18 protein-coding genes are annotated in these 20,047 nt (G+C 69.4%); 8 read left to right on the plus strand and 10 right to left on the minus strand.

Going from position 1 to position 20,047, the window contains the following annotated elements; translation table 11 throughout:
- Positions 1–106: 106 nt before the first annotated feature.
- Positions 107–427, plus strand: coding sequence for a hypothetical protein (locus tag OXQ33_RS02745; protein WP_267433156.1), 321 nt, complete (start codon positions 107–109; stop codon positions 425–427).
- Between the two features lie 57 nt (positions 428–484).
- A complete protein-coding gene (locus OXQ33_RS02750; RefSeq protein ID WP_267433157.1) occupies positions 485–757 on the plus strand; it encodes a hypothetical protein in 273 nt (90 codons plus the stop codon).
- Positions 758–1,110: 353 nt separating this feature from the next.
- Here OXQ33_RS02750 and OXQ33_RS02755 read toward each other — a convergent pair whose 3' ends face one another.
- Genes OXQ33_RS02755 through OXQ33_RS02775 form a run of 5 tightly spaced genes read right to left on the minus strand, consistent with a single transcriptional unit; the run spans position 1,111 to position 6,728 of the window.
- The gene (locus OXQ33_RS02755) at positions 1,111–2,436 is read right to left on the minus strand and encodes an FAD-binding oxidoreductase (protein WP_267433158.1); all 1,326 of its coding nucleotides are present in this window, start codon (positions 2,434–2,436) and stop codon (positions 1,111–1,113) included.
- Positions 2,437–2,470: 34 nt separating this feature from the next.
- Positions 2,471–3,673: a heparan-alpha-glucosaminide N-acetyltransferase domain-containing protein gene (locus OXQ33_RS02760; protein WP_267433159.1), complete on the minus strand. Its 1,203-nt coding sequence runs from the start codon at positions 3,671–3,673 to the stop codon at positions 2,471–2,473.
- 28 nt (positions 3,674–3,701) lie between these two features.
- Positions 3,702–4,100 (minus strand): RidA family protein, encoded by a 399-nt coding sequence (locus OXQ33_RS02765; protein ID WP_267433160.1) that lies wholly within the window; start codon positions 4,098–4,100, stop codon positions 3,702–3,704.
- Positions 4,100–5,278, minus strand: a complete 1,179-nt coding sequence (locus tag OXQ33_RS02770) for a DSD1 family PLP-dependent enzyme (protein WP_267433277.1) — start codon at positions 5,276–5,278, stop codon at positions 4,100–4,102. The genes OXQ33_RS02765 and OXQ33_RS02770 overlap by 1 nt, the downstream gene beginning before the upstream one ends.
- Positions 5,279–5,300: 22 nt before the next feature.
- Positions 5,301–6,728 carry an aldehyde dehydrogenase family protein gene (locus tag OXQ33_RS02775; RefSeq protein ID WP_267433161.1) on the minus strand — a complete coding sequence of 476 codons (1,428 nt, stop codon included), beginning with the start codon at positions 6,726–6,728 and terminating at the stop codon, positions 5,301–5,303.
- Between the two features lie 294 nt (positions 6,729–7,022).
- On the opposite strand from OXQ33_RS02775, the gene OXQ33_RS02780 reads away from it, so the two are divergent.
- Positions 7,023–7,685, plus strand: a complete 663-nt coding sequence (locus tag OXQ33_RS02780; RefSeq protein ID WP_267433162.1) for a haloacid dehalogenase type II — start codon at positions 7,023–7,025, stop codon at positions 7,683–7,685.
- A 5-nt stretch (positions 7,686–7,690) separates the two neighbouring features.
- On the plus strand, positions 7,691–8,386 hold the full coding sequence (locus OXQ33_RS02785) for a cupin domain-containing protein (protein ID WP_267433163.1): 696 nt from the start codon (positions 7,691–7,693) through the stop codon (positions 8,384–8,386).
- Positions 8,387–8,426: 40 nt separating this feature from the next.
- Here the strand turns inward: OXQ33_RS02785 and OXQ33_RS02790 are convergent, their stop codons facing one another.
- The 5 genes from OXQ33_RS02790 to OXQ33_RS02810 are packed head-to-tail and all read right to left on the minus strand — an operon-like array spanning position 8,427 to position 14,758.
- Positions 8,427–10,208 carry an ABC transporter ATP-binding protein gene (locus OXQ33_RS02790; protein WP_267433164.1) on the minus strand — a complete coding sequence of 594 codons (1,782 nt, stop codon included), beginning with the start codon at positions 10,206–10,208 and terminating at the stop codon, positions 8,427–8,429.
- Entirely contained in the window at positions 10,205–10,993 is a 789-nt protein-coding gene (locus OXQ33_RS02795; protein WP_267433165.1) for an ABC transporter permease, read from the minus strand. Before OXQ33_RS02795 ends, OXQ33_RS02790 begins: the two co-directional genes overlap by 4 nt.
- 5 nt (positions 10,994–10,998) lie before the next feature.
- Entirely contained in the window at positions 10,999–11,958 is a 960-nt protein-coding gene (locus OXQ33_RS02800; protein ID WP_267433166.1) for an ABC transporter permease, read from the minus strand.
- The gene (locus OXQ33_RS02805; protein WP_267433167.1) at positions 11,955–13,481 is read right to left on the minus strand and encodes an ABC transporter substrate-binding protein; all 1,527 of its coding nucleotides are present in this window, start codon (positions 13,479–13,481) and stop codon (positions 11,955–11,957) included. The genes OXQ33_RS02800 and OXQ33_RS02805 overlap by 4 nt, the downstream gene beginning before the upstream one ends.
- Positions 13,478–14,758: an FAD-binding oxidoreductase gene (locus OXQ33_RS02810; RefSeq protein ID WP_267433168.1), complete on the minus strand. Its 1,281-nt coding sequence runs from the start codon at positions 14,756–14,758 to the stop codon at positions 13,478–13,480. The genes OXQ33_RS02805 and OXQ33_RS02810 overlap by 4 nt, the downstream gene beginning before the upstream one ends.
- Before the next feature lie 325 nt (positions 14,759–15,083).
- Here OXQ33_RS02810 and OXQ33_RS02815 point away from each other — a divergent pair, with 325 nt between their 5' ends.
- From OXQ33_RS02815 to OXQ33_RS02830, 4 genes are all read left to right on the plus strand, one after another.
- Complete coding sequence (locus OXQ33_RS02815; RefSeq protein WP_267433169.1) at positions 15,084–15,995, plus strand: GNAT family N-acetyltransferase; 912 nt, start codon at positions 15,084–15,086, stop codon at positions 15,993–15,995.
- Positions 15,996–16,036: 41 nt separating this feature from the next.
- Complete coding sequence (locus tag OXQ33_RS02820; protein ID WP_267433278.1) at positions 16,037–17,461, plus strand: NAD-dependent succinate-semialdehyde dehydrogenase; 1,425 nt, start codon at positions 16,037–16,039, stop codon at positions 17,459–17,461.
- Complete coding sequence (locus OXQ33_RS02825) at positions 17,458–18,531, plus strand: tartrate dehydrogenase (RefSeq protein ID WP_267433170.1); 1,074 nt, start codon at positions 17,458–17,460, stop codon at positions 18,529–18,531. Before OXQ33_RS02820 ends, OXQ33_RS02825 begins: the two co-directional genes overlap by 4 nt.
- A 115-nt stretch (positions 18,532–18,646) precedes the next feature.
- Positions 18,647–20,023 carry an aminotransferase class III-fold pyridoxal phosphate-dependent enzyme gene (locus tag OXQ33_RS02830; protein ID WP_267433171.1) on the plus strand — a complete coding sequence of 459 codons (1,377 nt, stop codon included), beginning with the start codon at positions 18,647–18,649 and terminating at the stop codon, positions 20,021–20,023.
- The last annotated feature ends 24 nt before the right edge of the window (positions 20,024–20,047 follow it).

Here is a 20,047-nt window from a genome sequence, read left to right on the forward strand (position 1 = left end):
TCAGGGTTTTTTCCTAACGAACCCGAAGCGCATCCGGGCCATAGAATTATTACGGGCGATACCCGAATTTATGCCTTCGCCCATTTGCTATGCTAGAGGCCCGGCCATGTCGAAATCCCGAACGAACGCCGGAACCGTCACTGTCGACGGCGTGGCCTATGATTGGCACCTGCACAGCGAACCCCATGAGTCGGATGACGAGGGGTGGAAGGGCATGACGATCTCGCTCCTCCAGCAGGACGCCAAGCGCGAAGCCCTGGTCGAATTTCCGCCGCCCAAGCGGCTGTTGAAAGGATTGCCGCGCGGTCGGCTTCAGCTCGACGATGCGACGATAGCGCGCTGCGTGCGCTCGGCGATATCGGCCGGGTGGGAGCCGATGTCGCGTGGCAGGCCGGTGGTCGTCATGGTCGACGCCGAGGGCAATTGAGCCGCACCGGGGATTTGCCTTGTCAGAGACGGTAGGGCGGGCCAATCTCGCCTCAAGATGAAGACTTCCCCGGTTTCCGACGAATATGCACGCGGACGACGCGATGGATTGCGCCTGGCGCTGTCGATCCTCGAGGCGGAGGAGGCCAAGTGGGAGGCACGGCTCGGCGAGAGCCCGTCCTGGCGGACGAACGCGATGCGGGTCATCCGTCACAAGGCGTATCAGGTGGCCCGCAAACGCGTGCAGACGGCGCTTCATCGACTGTTGCCGAAATCGGAAACGGCCCTGCCGAGTGAGATCGCACAGATGATCGACCAAGCCGGCCTATAGGCCAGTTGGAGCGGGAGGACATCGGGTTGAGCCATCCCCCCCTTCAGGGGAGCGGCTAGGTTCGGGTCGATTCCATGTCATCCCGCGCTAGGGCCAATCGACATTCATGCCACTCCTTCTTTCCCTCTCCCCTGGATAGGGGAGAGGGTTAGCGGAGCTTGCCAGCCTGCTGGCTAGCGCAGCTTGGGTGAGGGGTTGAGCGAGCCGCAGGCTCGCGCGCTCGACTGCGCGAGCGCAACACCCCTCACCCAGCTCCGACTAAGCCTTTGCTGCGCAAAGTCTAAGTCTGCGCAACCCTCTCCCCTCAAGGAGGGGCGAGGGAAAAGAAGGGCATATCTGAATGTCGATCGGCCCTAGAAATCCGCGACTTTGCCCCAGGCGGAACTGGCGAAGCGGTTGGGGTGATAAGGCTTGGGATCGACGATCGGCGACGCGCCGCTGATGATATCGGCGATCAGATGGCCTGCGCCCGGCCCGATGCCGAAACCGTGGCCGCTGAATCCTGCGGCCAGCACCAGGCCGGGCAGTTGCTCCACCTCGCCGATCCCGGGCACGCCATCGGGGGTGCTGTCGACATAACCCGCCCAGGCGCCGGTCACGGCCCGTTCCGACAGGCGCGGCATCAGCTCCAGCGCGCGGGCATGGGTGCGCTTGACGGTCGCGGCATCGGGCGTGGGATCGAGGATGCGCATCCGTTCCATCGGCGTCGGACGGTCGAGCCGCCAGCGGGCGACCCGCTCATGGCCCGAGCGCACGCCTTCCAGCCCGCCGGGGGACAGCTTGCGCCAGCGGCGCAGGAACATCGGCACGAACTGGGTCGAGAAGCGCAGGAACTGCGGCGTGGGATCGACCTTGCCGCTGCCGCTGATCGACAGGGTATAGCCGCCGTCGCCGCGCCGGGTCATCGAGATATAGTCGCTGTGCATCGCCGCCGGGAAGATGTCCTCACCCGGCCCCACCGCCATCACCGTCTGGCGGATCGTCGCCTGCGGGAAGCGGATGCCATATTGATGGCAGAAGGACGAGGCCCAGGCGCCCGCCGACAGCACCGCGATGCGGGTGCGGATCGTGCCATGCTCGGTCACCACGGCGGACAGGCGGCCGCCCTCCGTCTCCAGCCCGCGCACCGCGCAATGCTGATGCACCGTGCCGCCCAGCGCCATCAGCGCGCGGGCGGCGGCGGGCGCGGCGCGCGACGGGTCGGCGGTGCCGTCGGTGGGGGAGAAGACGCCGCCCTTCCACCCCTTGTTGCTGAACCGGCCACGCTCGCTCGCCTCGGTCGCCGACAGCATGTGCGTCGTGACCCCCGCCGTCCGCGCGAAATCGCGCCAGCGCGCCCAGCCTTCGATCTCCGCCTCATTGTCGCTGAGATAGAGCAGGCCACAGCGGCTGAACCCGGTCGCCTCGCCGGTGTCGATGGCGAATTGCTCCCACAGGTCGAGCGCCTTGGTCGCCATCGGCAGCTCGCGCGCGTCGCGGTTCTGCTGGCGGCACCAGCCCCAGTTGCGGCTCGACTGTTCCGCGCCCACGCGACCCTTTTCGACCAGCGCGACCTTCAGCCCACGTTTCGCCAGGTAATAAGCAGTGAAGCTGCCGACGATGCCGCCGCCGATCACGACGACATCGGCGCTGGCGGGCAAAGCGGGGCTCGAATCGATAGCGGTCAGCGGTGCGGGCATTCCGGGGCTCCAGCGGTATGAAGAGGGGCGGCGCTCAGAAATATTTGAGCCAGCCGATATCCTTGCGGCGCTTCTTCAGCTCCGAGAACCAGCGTGTCGGAAAATAGAGCGGCACGATCATCGCCATCCACATCAGCCAGATCCACTGGAGCGACGGAAAGCCGAACACGCTGTCGTGGTTGGTGCCCCAGATCGCGACCGCGCCCAGATAGAGCGCGCGCAGGACATAGAGGTGGAAGAGGTAGAAGAACATCGGCGCGCTGCCTAGCACCGCCAGCCAGCCGATCGCCCGCGTGTCGTCCACCCGGTCGAACAGCGCCAGCAGCAGCAGCCCGGTGCCCAGGGTCGCGAGCACGAACAGCAGCGAGGGCGGATATTTGGTCAGCGCCAGGAAGCTCATGACCGTGCGGACGGACGAGCCGGGCACGACGAACCAGGGCGTATCGCCGTAGATGTTGAGCGCGCGTAGCACGACGAAGCCGATCAGCATCGCCACACCGGTCCGCACCAGCCGCCGCCGCCGGGCCGCCGCGTCGTCGGCGACGAACCACGGCCCGATCGCCCAGCCCAGGCAGATCACGCCGATCCAGGGCAGCAGCGGGTAGCTGACGCGCACCGGGAAACCGCCGAAGATGAGTGTCCCGCGATCGTGCAGCACGGTCCAGATCAGGTGGAACGGCCGGCCTTCGGGAATGGTGATCGGCCCCAGCAGATTATGCCCGGCGACGATGACGATGCCGATCGCGGCGACGGCGGCATGGGGCAGGCGGATGACCAGCGACAGGACGATCATGCTCAACCCGATCGCCCAGATGACCTGGAGATAGAGGATGGTCGGCGGGATTTCGGCGCGCCAGACGAAGTTGACTACGGTCAACTCCAGCAGGACCAGGAACGCGCCGCGCTTGAGCAGGAAGGCGCTGGTCTCCGCCCGGCTATGCTTCCGGCCGTAGAGATAGGCGCCCAACCCGGTCAGCGCGACGAAGATCGGCGCGCATAGGGTGCTGGTCATCCGGCTGAAGAAGGAGTCGGGCGCGACGGTCAGCGCGTCGACCGGGTCACCGATCGGTACCCAGAGCAGGAACGTCTCGCGGATATGGTCGAGCAGCATCAGCACCATGACGAAGCCGCGCAGCGCGTCGATGCTGACCAGCCGCGCCCCCGCCCGCGCCGTGGCGCCGGCCGCCCGGGCCGGGGATGGAGCGCTGCCGATGCCCGCCGTCGTGATGCTCGCCATGATGAAGGACTCCCCCGAACCTTGGAATTCAGTCGCGCGCCAGCAGCGCGATGGCGTCGATCTCGACCAGATAGCCGTAATGGAGCTCCGGCACCGGCACGACCGTGCGCGCCGGTCGCGCGTCGCCCAGCCGGGCGGCGTAGACGGCGTTAAAGCGCGGCCAGTTCTCGACCCCGACGATATAGGCGGTGACGCGCGCCAGCCGGTCGGGCGTGCCGCCCGCCGCCGCCAGGATCGCCAGCATATTGTCGATGGCCTGCGCCGCCTGCGCCTCGAAGCCCATGTCGTCGAGCGGCGCGCCGTCCGCCCGGATCGGCAACTGGCCCGAAATGTAGAGATGATCCCCGGCGCGCACGGCTTGCGAATAATGGCCCGCCGGGATCGGCGCATCATGGGTCAGCACGGGGGTAAGCGTGGTGTCGGTCATTACCATCCTCCGAAACGGGGCCAGGTCGCGGCGATCATCGGATCGCTGCCATGGACGACGTGATAGGCGGGATGCTGCGCCCCGGTCGAACAGGCATGGTTGGGCAGGACGCGCACCCGGTCGCCGATCGCGAGCGGGGGCAGGGTGCCGCCCGAACCCGGCCGCACGGTGATGATGCCATGTTCCTGATTGGCGTCGGCCAGGATCAGGTCGGGATAGGGCGTGCCGTCCATATCGCAGACGATGCCATAGCCCTGGTCGACCGGCTGCCTGGCGGTGCCACGGTCGCGCGACATGGCCATCCAGCCCGCATCGATCAGGATCCAGCCCTTTTCGCGCTGGAAGCCGATGACCGTGCCCAGCACCGACAGCGCGATGTCGTCGATCGCGCAGACGCCGATGCCGTGCATCACCAGGTCGAAAAAGACGAAGACGCCCGCGCGTACCTCGGTCACGCCGGTCAGGTCGGTGGCGAAATGCGCGGTCGGGGTCGATCCGACGCTGACCACCGGACAGGCCAGGCCGGCGGCGCGCAGCGTCGCGGCGGCATCGACCACGCTTTCCCGTTCGACCTCGGCACAGCGGCGCAGCTCGTCGGGGGTGCGCGCGGCATAGCTGCCGCCCGCATGGGTGAGTACGCCGCGCAGCTCGGCCCCGTCCGCCAGCGCCCGGCCGATGGCGAGCAACTGTCCGGTGTCGCCCGGCAACACGCCGGAGCGATGGCCGTCGCAGTCGATCTCGATCAGCGCGGGGATGGCGGTGCTCGCCGCGCGCGCGGCCGCCGCCACCGCCCGGGCCTGTTCGAGCGTGTCGAGGATGACCGCCAGGTCGACGCCGCGCGCGCGCAAGCTCAGCACACGGGGCAGCTTGTCCGGCGCGATGCCGACCGCGTAGATCATGTCGCGCACGCCCGCCGCCGCGAACTGCTCGGCCTCGCGCAGGGTGGAGACGGTGGCGGGTCCCTGCGGCCCGGTCATCAGCCGTGCCGCGACCTCGACCGACTTGCCGGTCTTCAGATGCGGACGGAGCGCCACGCCCATCGGCGCCAGATGCGCCTTCAGCCGGGCGATGTTGCGGTCCATCCGGTCGGCGTCGAGCACCAGGCACGGCGTCTCGACGGTCGCCAGCGTCTCGGAGGCGGGCGACATCGCCGGTTGGGCGAGTGTGTCGGCTTGCATCATCTTGGTCTCCCTCCGGGGCTCAGGCCAGGATCGCCTTGGTCTCGAGATATTCCTCGAAACCATGGACCCCATATTCGCGGCCGTTGCCCGATTGCTTGTAGCCGCCGAACGGCGCGTGCGCGGTCCAGGCGGGATAGTTGACATGGACCTGTCCCGACCGGATGCGCCGGGCCACGGCTTTCGCGCGCTTGGGATCGCCCGACTGGACATGCGCGCCCAGGCCGTAGACGGTGTCGTTGGCGATCGCCACCGCCTCGTCCTCATCGGCATAGGGCATGATGCACAGCACCGGCCCGAAAATCTCCTCGCGCGCGATCCGCATCGTCCGGGTGACGCCCGAGAAAATGGTCGGTCGGACGTAGAAGCCGCGATCGAGTCCGGCCGGGCGGCCGGGGCCTCCGGCGATCAGCCGCGCGCCCTCCGCCTGGCCCGCCGCGATCATGTCCTGTACGCGGGCGTACTGCGCGGCATTGGCGATGGGGCCCATGGTCGTCGCCTCGTCGCTCGGCGGACCGACCCGCCACTCGGCAGCGGCGCTGGCCGCGAGCGCCTCGACCTCGACCAGCCGGTCGGCGGGGACCAGCATCCGGGTGGGGGCGCTGCACGACTGGCCGACATTGCGCATCCCCGCCATCACCCCGCGCGGCACGGCCTGTGCGAAGTCGGCATCGGGGAGCAGGATATTGGGCGACTTGCCGCCCAGTTCCTGCACGACGCGCTTCACGCTGACCGCCGCTCCTTGCGCGACCAGCACGCCCGCGCGGGTCGAGCCGGTGATCGAGATCATCGCGATGTCCGGATGTGCCGCCAGCGCCGCGCCGACCACCTCTCCGGTGCCGCCGACCAGGTTGAACACCCCCGCCGGAGTCCCCGCATCATGCATGACCTGCGCGAACAGCAAGGCGCTATAGGGCGACAATTCGCTGGGCTTCAGCAGCACCGGGCATCCGGCGGCGAGGGCGGGGGCGACCTTGGCGGTGATCTGGTATAGCGGCCAGTTCCACGGGGTGATCAGCGCGCAGACCCCGATCGCCTCCTTGCACAGGGTGAAGCCCGGTTCCTGCCGCTCGAACCGGTAATCCGCCAGCACCTCCATCTGCGCGCGGACATGGGCGATGGCGAAGGGAACTTGCGCGGCGCGGGCAAAGCCGATGGCGGCGCCCATCTCGCTCGCGATGGCCCGGGCGAAATCCTCGGTCCGTTCCTCCAGCAGCGCGGCGATCCGGCCGAGCAGCGCGATTCGCTCCGCCACCGGACTGTCGGCGAAGGTAGGAAAAGCACGATTGGCGGCGGCTACCGCCCGGTCGATATCGGCGGCAGACCCTGCCGCGACGGCGCCGATCGGCGTCTCGGTCGCGGGGTCGATGACGGGAATGGCGGGCGCGGCCGCCACCGGTTCGCACCAGTCGCCGTCGATATAGAAAAGTCCCGCCCTGTCGTTCGTCATGGTCACCTGTCACTTTTCACTTGCGCCCAGTCTAGTGGCAGCCGGTCAGCAGACGCTCCCGAAAACGGGGGGGCAAACGGCATTCCCGATGCCGTCCGGCCGCCACGGCCAGCGATTTCCCCCGTGTTGAAGCGCTTCGACCCGTGTCTGGCAAGGAAGAGTGCGGCATATTATGCTGCGGCATGGGGAAGCGCATGCCGAACGCCACGCCGGCGCGGGGGAAATCAGCAATTCTGCCGCGCCGCCGCCGCTACCATCGGCACCGACATACTCACAGCAGCAAGGGGGCCGACCGTGCTTCGTCCGAAATACATCACCTTCGATTGTTATGGCACGCTGATCTATTTCGAGATGGCGCCGGTGGCGCGGCGTCTCTACGCCGACCGGATCGCGGCGGCGGACATGGACCGGTTCTGCGCCGATTTCTCCGCCTATCGCCTGGACGAGGTGCTCGGCGCGTGGAAGCCCTATCGCGACGTGGTCGAGGGATCGCTGCGCCGGACCTGCGCCAAATGGGGCATCGAGTATCGTGACAGCGACACGGCGGAGGTCTATGCCGCCGTCCCGACCTGGGGCCCGCACCCGGACGTCGTCGCGCCGCTGACGCGCGTGGCGGCGGAATATCCGCTGGTCATCCTGTCCAACTCGATGATCGACCTGATCCCCGCCAGCGTCGCCAACCTCCAGGCGCCGTTCCACGCGGTCTACACCGCCGAGGAGGCGCAGGCGTACAAGCCCCGGATGCAGGCGTTCGAATATATGCTCGACCGGCTCGGTTGCGGGCCGGAGGACGTGCTGCACGTCTCGTCCAGCTTCCGCTACGACCTGATGACCGCCCATGACATGGGCATCACCAACAAGGCGTTCGTCAATCGCGGCCATGAGCCGCTGAACAGCTATTATCAGGTGCATGAGATCCCCAGCATCGCGGGTCTGCCCGGGCTGGTGGGGCTGTGAGCGTCATGGCCGAGGTCCGCTCGTTCATCGACCTGCGCGCCTTCGCCGCGTCGGTGGAGGCGCCCGCCACCGGCGACTATCGCAGCGCGCGCGTATCGCTGCCGCTCGCCGAGGGGCCTTGCAGCGTCGAGTTGCTGGCGCTCGACGGCGCGGCGGGGTCGGATGCAGGATTGCCCGGCGACGAGTTTGTGATCGTGCTGGCGGGCTCGCTGCGGCTGGGCGAGGTGATGCTGGAAACGGATGCCTGCGCGGTGATCCCCAGCGGCGTCGCCTTCGACTGGCAGGCCGCGCCCGGCACCCGTGCGCTGGCGATGCGCTATGCCATCGAAAAGCCCGCCGCCGACCGGATCGTGCTCATCGATGAGAGCGCCGCGCTGACCCCGTCCAACCCGCCGCTCGCCGAGCTGCTGGTCGGGCCGACGCCGTCCTGCCGCAACCATACCGACTATCTGTCGAGCGACGGGGTGGTCATCTGCGGCACCTGGGATTCCACGCCCTATCACCGCACCGCGATGCGCTATCGCCACCACGAGCTGATGCACCTGCTGAACGGCAGCGTCACGTTCCGGGACGAGACGGGGGCGAGCCGGACCTTCGGCAAGGGCGACATCTTCCTGCTCGAACATGGCGCGATGTGCTCCTGGGACAGCCAGGAGAATGTGAAGAAGGTCTATGCGATCTGGCGGCCGGTGGTCGCCTGATCCTCCCCTCGGGGCGATGCCGCGACCGGCATCGCCCCGATCAGAGCAGTTCCAGCGACCGGTGGCAGAAGATCTGCCGGTCCTCCGCCAGCAAGCGCGGCGGCATCGTCTCGGCGCAGGAGGGCAGGGCGCGGACGCAGCGCGGGTGGAAGCTGCAACCCGTGGCCGACATGCGCGCGCCCGCCGTGCCCGCCTGGCGCGCGGGCGTCTCCTCCAGCCAGCCGGGCCGCAATTCGGGCACCGAGGCGGTCAGCAGCCGCGTATAGGGATGGTGCGGCCCATCGCCGAGGCCGTCGCGCGTCACCTGCTCGGCGACCCGCCCAGCATAGAGGACCAGAACGTCGTCGGCGATCGCGCGCACGATCTCCAGGTCATGGGTGATGAACATATAGGCCAGGCCCAGTTCGCGGCGCAGCTCGATCAGCAGGTCGAGCACCGCCTCGGCCACCACCGGGTCGAGCGCCGACGTCACCTCGTCGCACAGCAGCAGGTCGGGCCGCGCCGCCAGCGCCCGTGCGAGGTTGGCGCGCTGCTTCTGCCCGCCCGACAATTCGCCGGGCAGCCGGTCGGCGAGCGATGCGGGCAGGCGGACGAGGTCGAGCAGCCGCGCCACCTCCGCCCGGGCCGAGCGCCGATCCATCCCGTGATAGAAAGCGAGCGGCCGGGCGATGGCCGCGCCGATGCTGACCGCCGGGTTGAGCGCGGTGTCGGCGCTTTGGAATACCATCTGCACCCGCCGCAGTTCCTCGCGCGAGCGGCGGCGGACCAGCGAGGCGAGCGGCCGGCCGTTCAGCAGGATGCGGCCCGCCGTCGGTGCGTGCAGTCCCGCCGCGACGCGGGCGAGCGTGCTCTTGCCGCAACCCGACTCGCCGATCACGCCCAGCACCTGGCCGCGCCGGATCGAGATGTCGATGCCGTCCAGGATCCTGGTCCGGGGCATGCCGTCCGTGCCCGTCCCGCCATAGCCCGCGACGATCCCCCACAGGTCGAGCAGCGGCGCGTCCTCGCTCGGCGGCGCGATGGCAGGTGTGCGGGGGGCGGCGGCGGCGACCAGCGCCTTGGAGTAGCCGTGCGCGGGCGCGAACAAGATCTGCTCGGTCGTACCCAGTTCCTGCACCGCGCCGCCGCGCAGGACGGCGATGCGGTCGGCGATCTGCGCGACGACCGACAGGTCGTGGGTGACATAGACGGCGGTGGTGCCGAGGTCGCGCACCGCGTCCTTGAACGCCTTCAGCACCTCGATCTGGGTGGTGACGTCGAGCGCGGTGGTCGGCTCGTCGAAGATGACCAGCGCCGGATCGGTGATCAGCGCCATCGCCGCCATCAGCCGCTGGAGCTGCCCGCCCGACACCTGGTGCGGATAGCGCGCGCCGACTCCCTCCGGATCGGGCAGCGCGAGGCGGCGGAACAGGTCCTTGGCCTTGGCCTCGGCGGCGGCGCGGTCGAGCGTGTCGTGGATCAGCGCGGGCTCGATCACCTGCGCCATGATGGTGAGCGCGGGGTTGAAGGCGGCGGCGGCGCTCTGCGCGACATAGGCGACGGTGCGGCCGCGGATGCCGCGCAGTTGTTCGGGGCTCGCGCCGTCCAGCCGCTGGCCCGCCACCTCGATCGTGCCGCCCGCGATCCGGCAGCCGGGACGCGCATAGCCGAGCAGCGACAGCGCGATGGTCGTCTTGCCCGACCCAGACTCGCCGATCAGGGCCAGCACCTCGCCCTTGGCGACCGACAGGCTGATATCGGGCACGATCACGATCTCGCGCCCGTCCTCGCCCGTGGCGGTGATGCGCAGATGCTCGATACGGACGAGCGGCGTGCCGGTCATCGCCGCCGCCGTCCGGGAAGGGAGTCGATCACCAGGTTCATTCCGATCGTGAGGGAGGCGATCGCCAGCGCGGGGAACAGCACGGCGGGCGCGCCGAAGCCGAGCCCGGCGATATTCTCGCGGACCAGCGCGCCCAGATCCGCCTCGGGCGGCTGGACGCCCAGGCCGAGGAAGGACAGGCCGCTGAGCAGCAGGACGACGAAGACGAAGCGCAGGCCGAAATCGGCGGCGAGCGGCTCGGTGACGTTGGGCAGCACCTCGCGCACCACGATATAGGGCAGGCGCTCGCCCCGCGCCCGCGCGGCGGCGACGAAGTCCAGCGCCATCACCCCCAGCGCCAGCGCCCGCGCGGTGCGGAACGCGCCGGGGGTGTAGATCAGCGCCAATGTGCCGATCAGCACGGGCACCGACGCGCCGGTCGCCGCGATCACCACCAGCGCCAGCATCAGGCTGGGGATGGCGATGACGATGTCGAACAGCCGCGACAGGCCGATGTCGATCCACCCGCCCGCCGCCGCCGCCAGGCCGAGCAATATGCCCGACACCGCCGCGATGCCGGTCGCGACGAAGGCGATCAGGACGGTATGGCGCGCGCCGTAAAGCACCCGGCTGAGCATGTCGCGGCCCAGATAGTCGGTGCCCAGCGGGAAGCGCAGGCTGACGGGATCGAACACGTCGAGATCGACGACATCCCCCACGCCGTGCGGCGCGACGCTGGGGCCGAGCAGTGCGACGAGCATCCACGTCACGACGAGGCCCAGGCCGATCCGGCCGCTGGTCGTCATCGCCCTCACCGGTGCCGCAGCCTGGGGTTGGAGAGGATCGCGACCAGATCGGCGGTCGTGACCAGGATCAGATAGGCGGTGCAGAAGAGGATCGCGACCGCCTGCACCAGCGGCAGGTCGCGGGTGGCGACCGCGTCGACCATCAGCCGCGCGACGCCCGGATAGTTGAAGATGATCTCGACCACGATGACGCCCCCCAGCAAGGTCGACAGGCTGAGCGCGATCGCATTGGCGATCGGCCCGATGGCATTGGGCAGGGCATGGCGCAGCACCACGCGCGCGGGCGAACAGCCCTTCAGCCGCGCCGCCTCGCAATAGGAGGTGTCGAGCGCGTCGATCACCGCCGCGCGCGTCATCCGCACCATCTGCGCCATGACGAAACACGCCAGGCTGAACACCGGCAGCGCGAAGACCCGGACCAGATCCCAGCCAGAATGGATGTCGCGGGTCGAGGACAGGGCGGGCAGCCAGCGCAAGGTCACCGCGAAGATCATGACCGCCAGCGTCGCGATCAGGAACTCGGGCACCGACACGATGCCGATCGTCGCGATGCTGATCGCCCGGTCGAAGGCGGTGCCGCGCCGGACCGCCGCGACGATGCCCAGCGCCAGCGCCAGCGGCACCGACACCAGCGCGGTCAGCCCGGCCAGCGTCAGCGAATTGGCGAGGCGCGCCGCGATCATCTCGCGCATCGGCAGGCCGGTGATCAGCGAATGGCCCAGATCGCCGGTCAGTACGCCGGCCGCCCATTCCCCATAGCGCCGCCAGGCGGGCTGATCGAGATGCATCGCGGCGCGCAGGCCCGCCACCGCCTCGGGCGTCGCGCTCTGGCCCAATATCGCCTCGGCCACGTCGCCCTCCATCAGTTGCGCGATGGCGAAGACCGCGACCGAGACGAAGACCAGTGTCACCAGCGCGGCGCCGACCCGGCGGCCGATCAGCAGGAGGAGGGGGGAGCGGATCATGCGCCCTCCAGCCAGGCGTCGGCGGCGAAGTCGAACCCCATCAATCCCCCCTGCGGCATCGGCCGCAACCCCTTCACCCTCGGACTGTGCGCATCGAGCAGGCTGAGGAACAGCGGGATGCCGATCCCCGAATGGTCGTGGACCAGATGCTGCATCTCGCCGTACAGCGACCTGCGCCGCGCCTCGTCGGTCTCGCCGCGCGCTTCGACCAGCAGGCTGTCGAAGCGGTGATTCTTCCACCCGCTCTCGTTCCACGGCGCGTCGGAGGCGAAGAACTGGGTGAAGACGATGTCGGCGGTCGGGCGCGGATTGATGTTGCCGAAGCCCAGCGGCACCTTCATCCAGCTATTGGTCCAGTACCCGTCGGACGGCACGCGGCGGATGTCGAACTGCACGCCCGCGCGCTGCCCCGCATTCTGGATCAGCACCGCCATGTCGTCCGACTTGTCCGCCGCGCTGGAGGTGACGAGCGGCAGGCGCGCGCCGATCATCCCGGCGCGGGCGAAATGATGCCGGGCGCGGTCGGGGTCGAAGGTACGCTGTGGCACAGTTGGGTCGAAATAGGGGTTGGTCGGCGCAATCGGCTGGTCGTTGGCGATGGTCGCATAGCCGCGGAAGATCGCGCTGCGCATCGTCTCCCGGTCGAGCAGCAGCTTGAGCCCCGCGACGAAATCCGGGTTGCGCGTCGGCGCCTGGTCCAGTCGCGCGATCAGGTTGGTATAGCCGCCCGATTCCGTCACCAGCAGGTCGAAGCCCGCGCCGACCAAATGGCGCGCGATGCGCGGGTTGATCGCGTGGATCAGGTCGACATCGCCCGACAGCAGCGCGTTGATCCGGGCGCTGTCGTCGGAAATGGCGAACAGCTCGACCTCGCCCAGCCGGACCTGGCGCCGCCAGTAATCGGGCCAGCGCACCGCGATCGACCGGACGCCGGGGGCGAATTCGACCATGCGCATCGGTCCGGTGCCGATCGGCGCGCGGAAGTCGCGCGCGCCGTCGCGGACGATCTGGAATTGCGCGATGCCCAGGATCACCGGCAGGTCGGCATTGGGGCTCTTCAGGACGATGCGGACATGGTCGGGCCCGTCGGCGCGGATGCTGGCGAACTGCTCGGCGAAGATGCGCGCCTTCGATCCCACGGCGGGGTCGAGATGGCGGCCGAGCGAATAGACGACATCGGCCGGGGTCAGCGGCGATCCGTCATGGAAGCGGACCCCGCGTCGCAGCCGGATCGACCAGTCGCGCGCATCCTCGGTCTCGATCGCCTCGGCCAGCGCCAGTTGGGGGCGGGACCGGGCGTCGAGCCGGGTCAGCCCGTCATAGACCATCGCGCAGCGGCAGAAGTCGGACACCACCGTCTGGCGCGCCGGGTCCATCGTGTCGGCGGTCGAGCTGGCCGCGACCGCGACGCGCAACCGCCCGCCAGCCGGTTCGGGCCGCGCGGGCGAGAAGCCACATGCGCCCAAGCCCAGCGACAGGCCGCCACCGCCGATCAGCCGGATCGCGTCGCGCCGCCCGATCAATGCCGCCAGTCCTGATAGCGGTAATAGGCGCCGACCAGCGGCAGGAACCAGGGCGGCCCAAAATGCCCCGGCACGGCGGGCCAGTCGATGCCGTGGAAGGGGTTTTCCTCCGCTTCGTCCGCGCCGGCGATGATCCGCGCCATCGCCTCGCCCATCAGTACGGAGATCTGGGTGCCGTGGCCGCTATAGCCCATCGCATAATGCACGCCCTCGCGGATGCCGGCGCGGGGCAGGCGGTCGGCGGTCAGGTCGACGATCCCGCCCCAGTTATGCGCGATGCGGACACCCGCCAGCGCCGGGAAGACCTCGCGCATCCGTGCCTCCAGGACCGCGCCGCTGCGCACATCGTTGCGCGGGCTGGAGAGCGCGAAGCGGGCGCGCCCGCCGAAGATCAGCCGGTCATCGGCGGTCAGGCGGAAGTAATTGCCGATGTTGCGCGTCGTCGTCCCGTTGCGCCGCCCCGGCATGATCTGGCGGGCCAGATCGCCGAGCGGCTCGGTAGCGACGATGAAGCTGCCGATCGGCACGATCCGCCGCCGCAGCCAGCGGAACGGTCCCGCCATCGACGCGCCGGTCGCCAGCAGGACATGGTCGGCGACGATCGTGCCGCGCGGCGTGACCAGCCTGTGCCGCCCGCCTGGCGCACGGCCCAGGCCGGTCAGCGGCGTATCCTCATGGATGCGCGCGCCATGCCGCACCGCCGCGCGCGCCAGCCCGGCGGCGAAGCGGCCCATATGCAGCGAGGCGCTGCGCGGAAAGACCAGTCCGCCATGGAACGCCTCCGACCGGATTTCCCCGGCCAGTTCCTCACGACCGAGCAGGCGGATGTCCGGCTCCACCGTCTGGGACAGCAATTCGGCGGCGCGGGCGAGCTTGGCGACATGGTCGGGCTTGTCGGCCAGCTTCAGCTTGCCGTTGCGGGTGAAGTCGCAGTCGATGGCGTCCTCGGCGACGATCGCCTCGACCCGGTCCACGCCCGCATCGAAGGCGCGATAGATCGCGGTCGCCCGCTCGCGCCCGAACCGCGCGCCGAGCGCGGCGAAGTCGCCAGCGATGCCGTTGTTGCACTGGCCGCCGTTGCGCCCCGACGCCTCGCCCGCGACCTGGGTCGCCTCGATCACCACGACCTGAATGCCCGCCATCGCCAGGGCGCGGGCGGCGGCCAGGCCCGTGAAGCCGCCCCCCACGACGACGACCGAAGCGCGCGCGGGCAGCGGCATCGGGCCGTCCTGCGCAAAGCGTTCGCCGCTATCCAGCCAATAGGATTCGAGCTTCATCGTGCGGTTTCGCTTCCCCCCGGCGCCACGCCGTCTTGTCGCAGCATAGTGTGCTACGCCGCGTCGGCATCGTATCACTTTGTTTATGTCATCGACCGGTCATATGTGCCGATCCGTCCCCGCGCGACCGCACAGCATACCGTGCGCGCAAGCCTTGTAGGATGGCAAAAGACGCACTGCCGAGAGGGGCGGGGCAGGGCGCATACCGGGACGCGGCAGGATATTCCGCCACAACCCCCAAATCGCACGCGATATGCCCCGCCGGACTGGGCGCTGCGGCACCTCCTGCGCCGTCACAGGGATAAAAGGGACGGAGAGGATTTCGATGGAACAGCCAACCATGCCGACAAGCGCCGACACGCCCCCCGCTCCGCCCGAGCATCGCACGATGCGGCTCCGCGCGATGACGCCGCAGGATGTGGCCAGCCTGTACGCGCTCGCCAAGGGCGAGCAATGGCCGCACCGGGCCGAGGATCTGGTGGACATGCTGGCGGTCGGCACCGGCACCGTGGCCGAGTTGGGCGGCGAGATCGTCGGCACGACCATGTGGTGGCGCGCGGGCCCCGCCACCGCGACCTTGGGCATGGTCATCGTGTCGCGACGGCATCGGGGCGCGGGGCTGGGCCGGATCATCATGGATGCGGTGCTCGACCAGATCGCGGCGGCGCTGGGCCCCGATGCGGCGATCATGCTGAACGCGACCGAGGATGGACTGCCGCTCTATCGCAAGCTGGGCTTTCGCGGCATCGGCGAGATCCTGCAGCACCAGGGCGCGGCCTTCCAGGCGCCGCTGGTGCCGCTGGACGCGGGCGAGCGGATCCGGCCGATGGGCGAGCGCGACGGTGAGGTCGTCGATGCGCTGGTCCGCGCCGCGAGCGGGCTCGACCGGCCGCCGGTGATGGCCTTGCTGCGCGAACGGGCGCATGGCGTGGTGCTGACCCGGGGCGAAGCGGTGACGGGCGCGGCGCTGTTCCGCCGGTTCGGGCGCGGCTATGTCGTGGGGCCCGTGATCGCCCCCGATGCGACGCGTGCCAAGGCGCTGATCGCCCAGTGGATCGGGTCGCGCAGCGGCGAGTTCATCCGGCTGGACATCCATGGCGATTGCGGTCTCGGCCCCTGGCTGGAGGAGCTGGGGCTGGTCCGGGTCGGCCGGGTCGTGACGATGGTGCGCGGGGCGGAGCCGCCCGCCACCGCGCCCGGCCAGTCCTTCGCCATCGTCAGCCAGGCGCTGTGCTGATGGGACAGGATCTGCGCGAGAGCGGGCTGCTGGTCGAGGCGATGCTGATCGGCGGCGAATGGCGCGCGGCCGGGGACGGCGCGACGCTGGACGTGACCGACCCGGCCACCGGCCACGTGATCGGCACCATCCCGGCGGCGGGCACGGCCGATACCGAGGCGGCGATCGCCGCCGCCGCCGACGCGCTGCCCGGGTGGCGCCGCCGCACCGCCGACGATCGCGCGACCCTGCTGGAGGCGTGGCACCGGCTGATCCTCGACCATGCCGAGACGCTCGCCGCGATCATGACCGCCGAGCAAGGCAAGCCGCTGGCCGAGGCGAAGGGCGAAATCGCCTATGCCGCGTCGTTCGTGAAATGGTTCGCGGGCGAAGGGCGGCGCGTCGCCGGGCATATGATCCCCGCGCCGACCACCGACCGCCGCATCCTCGCGACCCGCGAGCCGGTCGGGATATGCGCCGCGATCACGCCGTGGAATTTCCCCGCCGCGATGATCACCCGCAAGGTCGCGCCTGCGCTTGCCGCCGGATGCACCGTGGTCATCAAGCCGTCCGAGCTGACCCCCTATAGCGCGCTGGCGCTCGGCAAGCTGGCCGAGCTGGCCGGGATCCCGGCGGGTGTCGTCAACATCGTCACCGGCCTGCCCCAGGCGATCGGCGCGGCGCTGACCGCCTCGCCGGTGGTGCGCAAGCTCTCCTTCACCGGATCGACCCGCGTCGGCGCGCTGCTGATGCGTCAGTCGGCCGACACGCTGAAGCGGTTGAGCCTGGAGCTGGGCGGCAATGCGCCCTTCATCGTGTTCGACGATGCCGATGTCGATGCGGCGGTGGCCGGCGCCATGGCCTCCAAGTTCCGCAATGCCGGCCAGACCTGTGTCTGCGCCAACCGGTTGTTCGTGCAAGCTGGTATCCACGACCGCTTCGTCGAAACGCTCGGCGAGGCGGTGCGCGCCTTGCGGGTCGGGGACGGGCGGCAGGAAGGCGTGACCGTCGGCCCGCTGATCAACCCCGCCGCGACGACCAAGGTGGCCGAACATGTCGCCGACGCGCTGGCCAAGGGTGCCCGTATCGCCGCCGCGCCCGAGGGCGTCACCGAGGATGCGCGCTTCGCCCGGCCGGTCGTGCTGACCGGTGCGACGCCCGACATGCGACTGGCCTCCGAAGAGACGTTCGGGCCGGTCGCGCCGGTCTTCCGTTTCCAGGATGAGGCGGAAGCCGTCGCGCTCGCCAATGCCACGCCGTTCGGGCTCGCCAGCTATTTCTACACCAACGACCTGCACCGCGCCTGGCGGGTGGGCGAGGCGCTGGAGTTCGGCATGGTCGGACTGAACACCGGCGCGCTGGCGATGGAGATGGCGCCGTTCGGTGGGATCAAGGCCTCCGGGCTCGGCCGCGAAGGCGGGCGCGAGGGGATCGAGGAATATCTGGAAACCAAGGCGTTCCACTGGGGAGGACTACAGGGCCTGTGACCAACTATCGGATCGCGGTGATCCCCGGCGACGGGATCGGCAAGGAAGTCGTACCCGAGGGCGTCCGCGCGCTGGAGGCGGCGGCCTCGACCTTCGGCTTCACCATCGCGCAGGAGTGGCATGATTTCGCCTGCTGCGACTATTATGTCCGCCACGGCCGGATGATGCCCGAGGATTGGAAGGCGCGGATCGGCGATGTCGATGCGATCTTCTTCGGCGCGGTCGGCTGGCCCGATACGGTGCCCGATCATATCTCGCTGTGGGATTCGCTGATCCAGTTCCGGCGCGAATATGACCAATATGTCAATCTGCGGCCCGCGCGGCTGATGCCGGGCGTGCCCTGCCCGCTGGCGGGGCGGCAACCCGGCGATATCGACATGATGATCGTGCGCGAGAATACCGAAGGCGAATATTCCGCGATCGGCGGCACCGCCTTTCCCGGCACCGAGCGCGAGGTGGTGTTGCAGGAAACCATCATGACCCGCACCGGCACCGACCGCATCCTGCGCTATGCCTTCGACCTGGCGCAGAAGCGGCCCGCGCGCCACCTGACCTCGGCCACCAAGTCCAACGGCATCGCCATCACCATGCCCTGGTGGGACAGCCGCGTCACCGAGATGGCGGCGAAATATCCGGACGTGCGGACCGACAAATATCATATCGACATCCTGGCCGCGCAGTTCGTGATGAACCCGGATCGCTTCGACGTGGTCGTCGCCTCCAACCTGTTCGGCGACATCCTGTCCGACCTGGGACCCGCCTGTACCGGCACCATCGGCATCGCGCCGTGCGGCAACATCAACCCGGACCGCAGCGTCCCCTCGCTGTTCGAGCCGGTGCATGGCTCGGCCCCCGATATCGCGGGGCAGGGGATCGCCAATCCGGTCGGCCAGATCTGGTGCGCGGCGATGATGCTGGACCATCTCGGCGAGACGGCGGCGGCCGCCTCGATCGTGACCGCGATCGAGACGGTGCTAGCGAGCGAGAGCGGCCGCACCCGCGACCTGAAGGGTCCCGCCTCGACCGAACAATGCGGCAAGGCGGTCGCGGCGGCGATCGGCGCGGCATGATCTGCCGCGGCGCCGCGAAACTCGGCAGCTTGATTTGGGCGGAGGGGGCGGTGGTGCGCCCTCTCGCCGCCCCGCCGGGCATAGGATGGCGTCACCACAGACAACAGGGTTGCCCATGTTCTCCAATTCGCTGATCGAGGCGGATCGCCGCCACCTCATCCACCCGGTCACGGCATGGCGCGGGCATGAGGCGCGGGGCGCGACCGTGCTGACCCGGGGGCAGGGCATGTACCTGACCGACAGCGAGGGCAACCGCCTGCTCGACGCCTTTGCCGGGCTGTGGTGCGTCAATATCGGCTATGGCCATGAGAGCGTGGTCGAGGCCGCCGCCGAGCAGATGCGGCGGCTGCCCTATGCGACCGGCTATTTCTCCTATGCCAGCGAGCCCGCGATCCGGCTGGCCGAGCGGCTGGCGGGCTTGGCGCCCGCAGGGCTGGAGCGGGTCTATTTCACGCAAGGGGGATCGGACTCGGTCGACTCCGCGCTGCGCTTCATCGTCAACTATTGGAACGCCAAGGGGCGGCCGACCAAGAAGCAGGTCATCGCGCTCGACAAGGGCTATCACGGCTCGTCGTCGAACGGCGCGGGCATCACCGGCCTGCCCGCCTTCCATCGGCTGTTCGACCTGCCGCATGGCTGGCAGCATCATATCCCGGCGCCCTATCCCTATCGCCATGCGGTCGGCACCGACCCGCAAGCCGTGATCGACGCCAGCGTCGCCGCGCTGAGGGACAAGGTCGCCGAGATCGGCGCCGACCATGTCGCGGCCTTCTTCGCCGAGCCGGTGCAGGGGTCGGCGGGCGTCATCGTCCCGCCCAGGGGCTGGCTGGCGGCGATGCGGGCGACCTGCACCGAGCTGGGCATCCTGCTGGTCGTCGACGAGGTCATCACCGGCTTCGGCCGGACCGGGCCGATGTTCGCCTGCGAGCATGAGGGGGTGTCGCCCGACCTGATGACATTGGCGAAGGGGCTGACCGCCGGCTATGTGCCGATGGGCGCGGTGCTGATGTCGGCGGAGGTCTATGCCGGGATCGCCGATGGCCCCGACAACCACCTGCCGATCGGGCATGGCGCGACCTATTCGGGGCATCCGGTGGCGGCGGCGGTCGGCATGGCGGTGCTCGACCTGTACGAGGGTGGGATCATCGCGAACGGCCTCGCCCGCGCGCCGCAGCTCGCCGAGGGGCTGGCCGCGCTGGTCGATCATCCGCTGGTCGGCGACGTGCGCCAGGCGGGGATGCTGGCGGGAATCGAACTGGTCGCCGACAAGGCGGCCAAGACGCGCTTCGACCCCGCGCTAGGCCTGCCCGACCGGTTGTCGCGGGCGGGCTATGCCCGTGGCATCATCTTCCGCGCCTTTGCCGACGGCACCATCGGGCTGGCACCCGCCATCAGCTGCGGCGAGGAGGACATGGCGACGTTGCTTGCGCGACTGACCGCCACGTTGAATGATGTCGTCGAGCAACCGGAGGTGCGCGCCGCGCTACGGTGAGCATTTTCGTACGGGAATTGAAGG

The sequence above is a fragment of the Sphingomonas sp. GM_Shp_1 genome (assembly GCF_026540895.1).
Lineage (GTDB): Bacteria > Pseudomonadota > Alphaproteobacteria > Sphingomonadales > Sphingomonadaceae > Sphingomonas.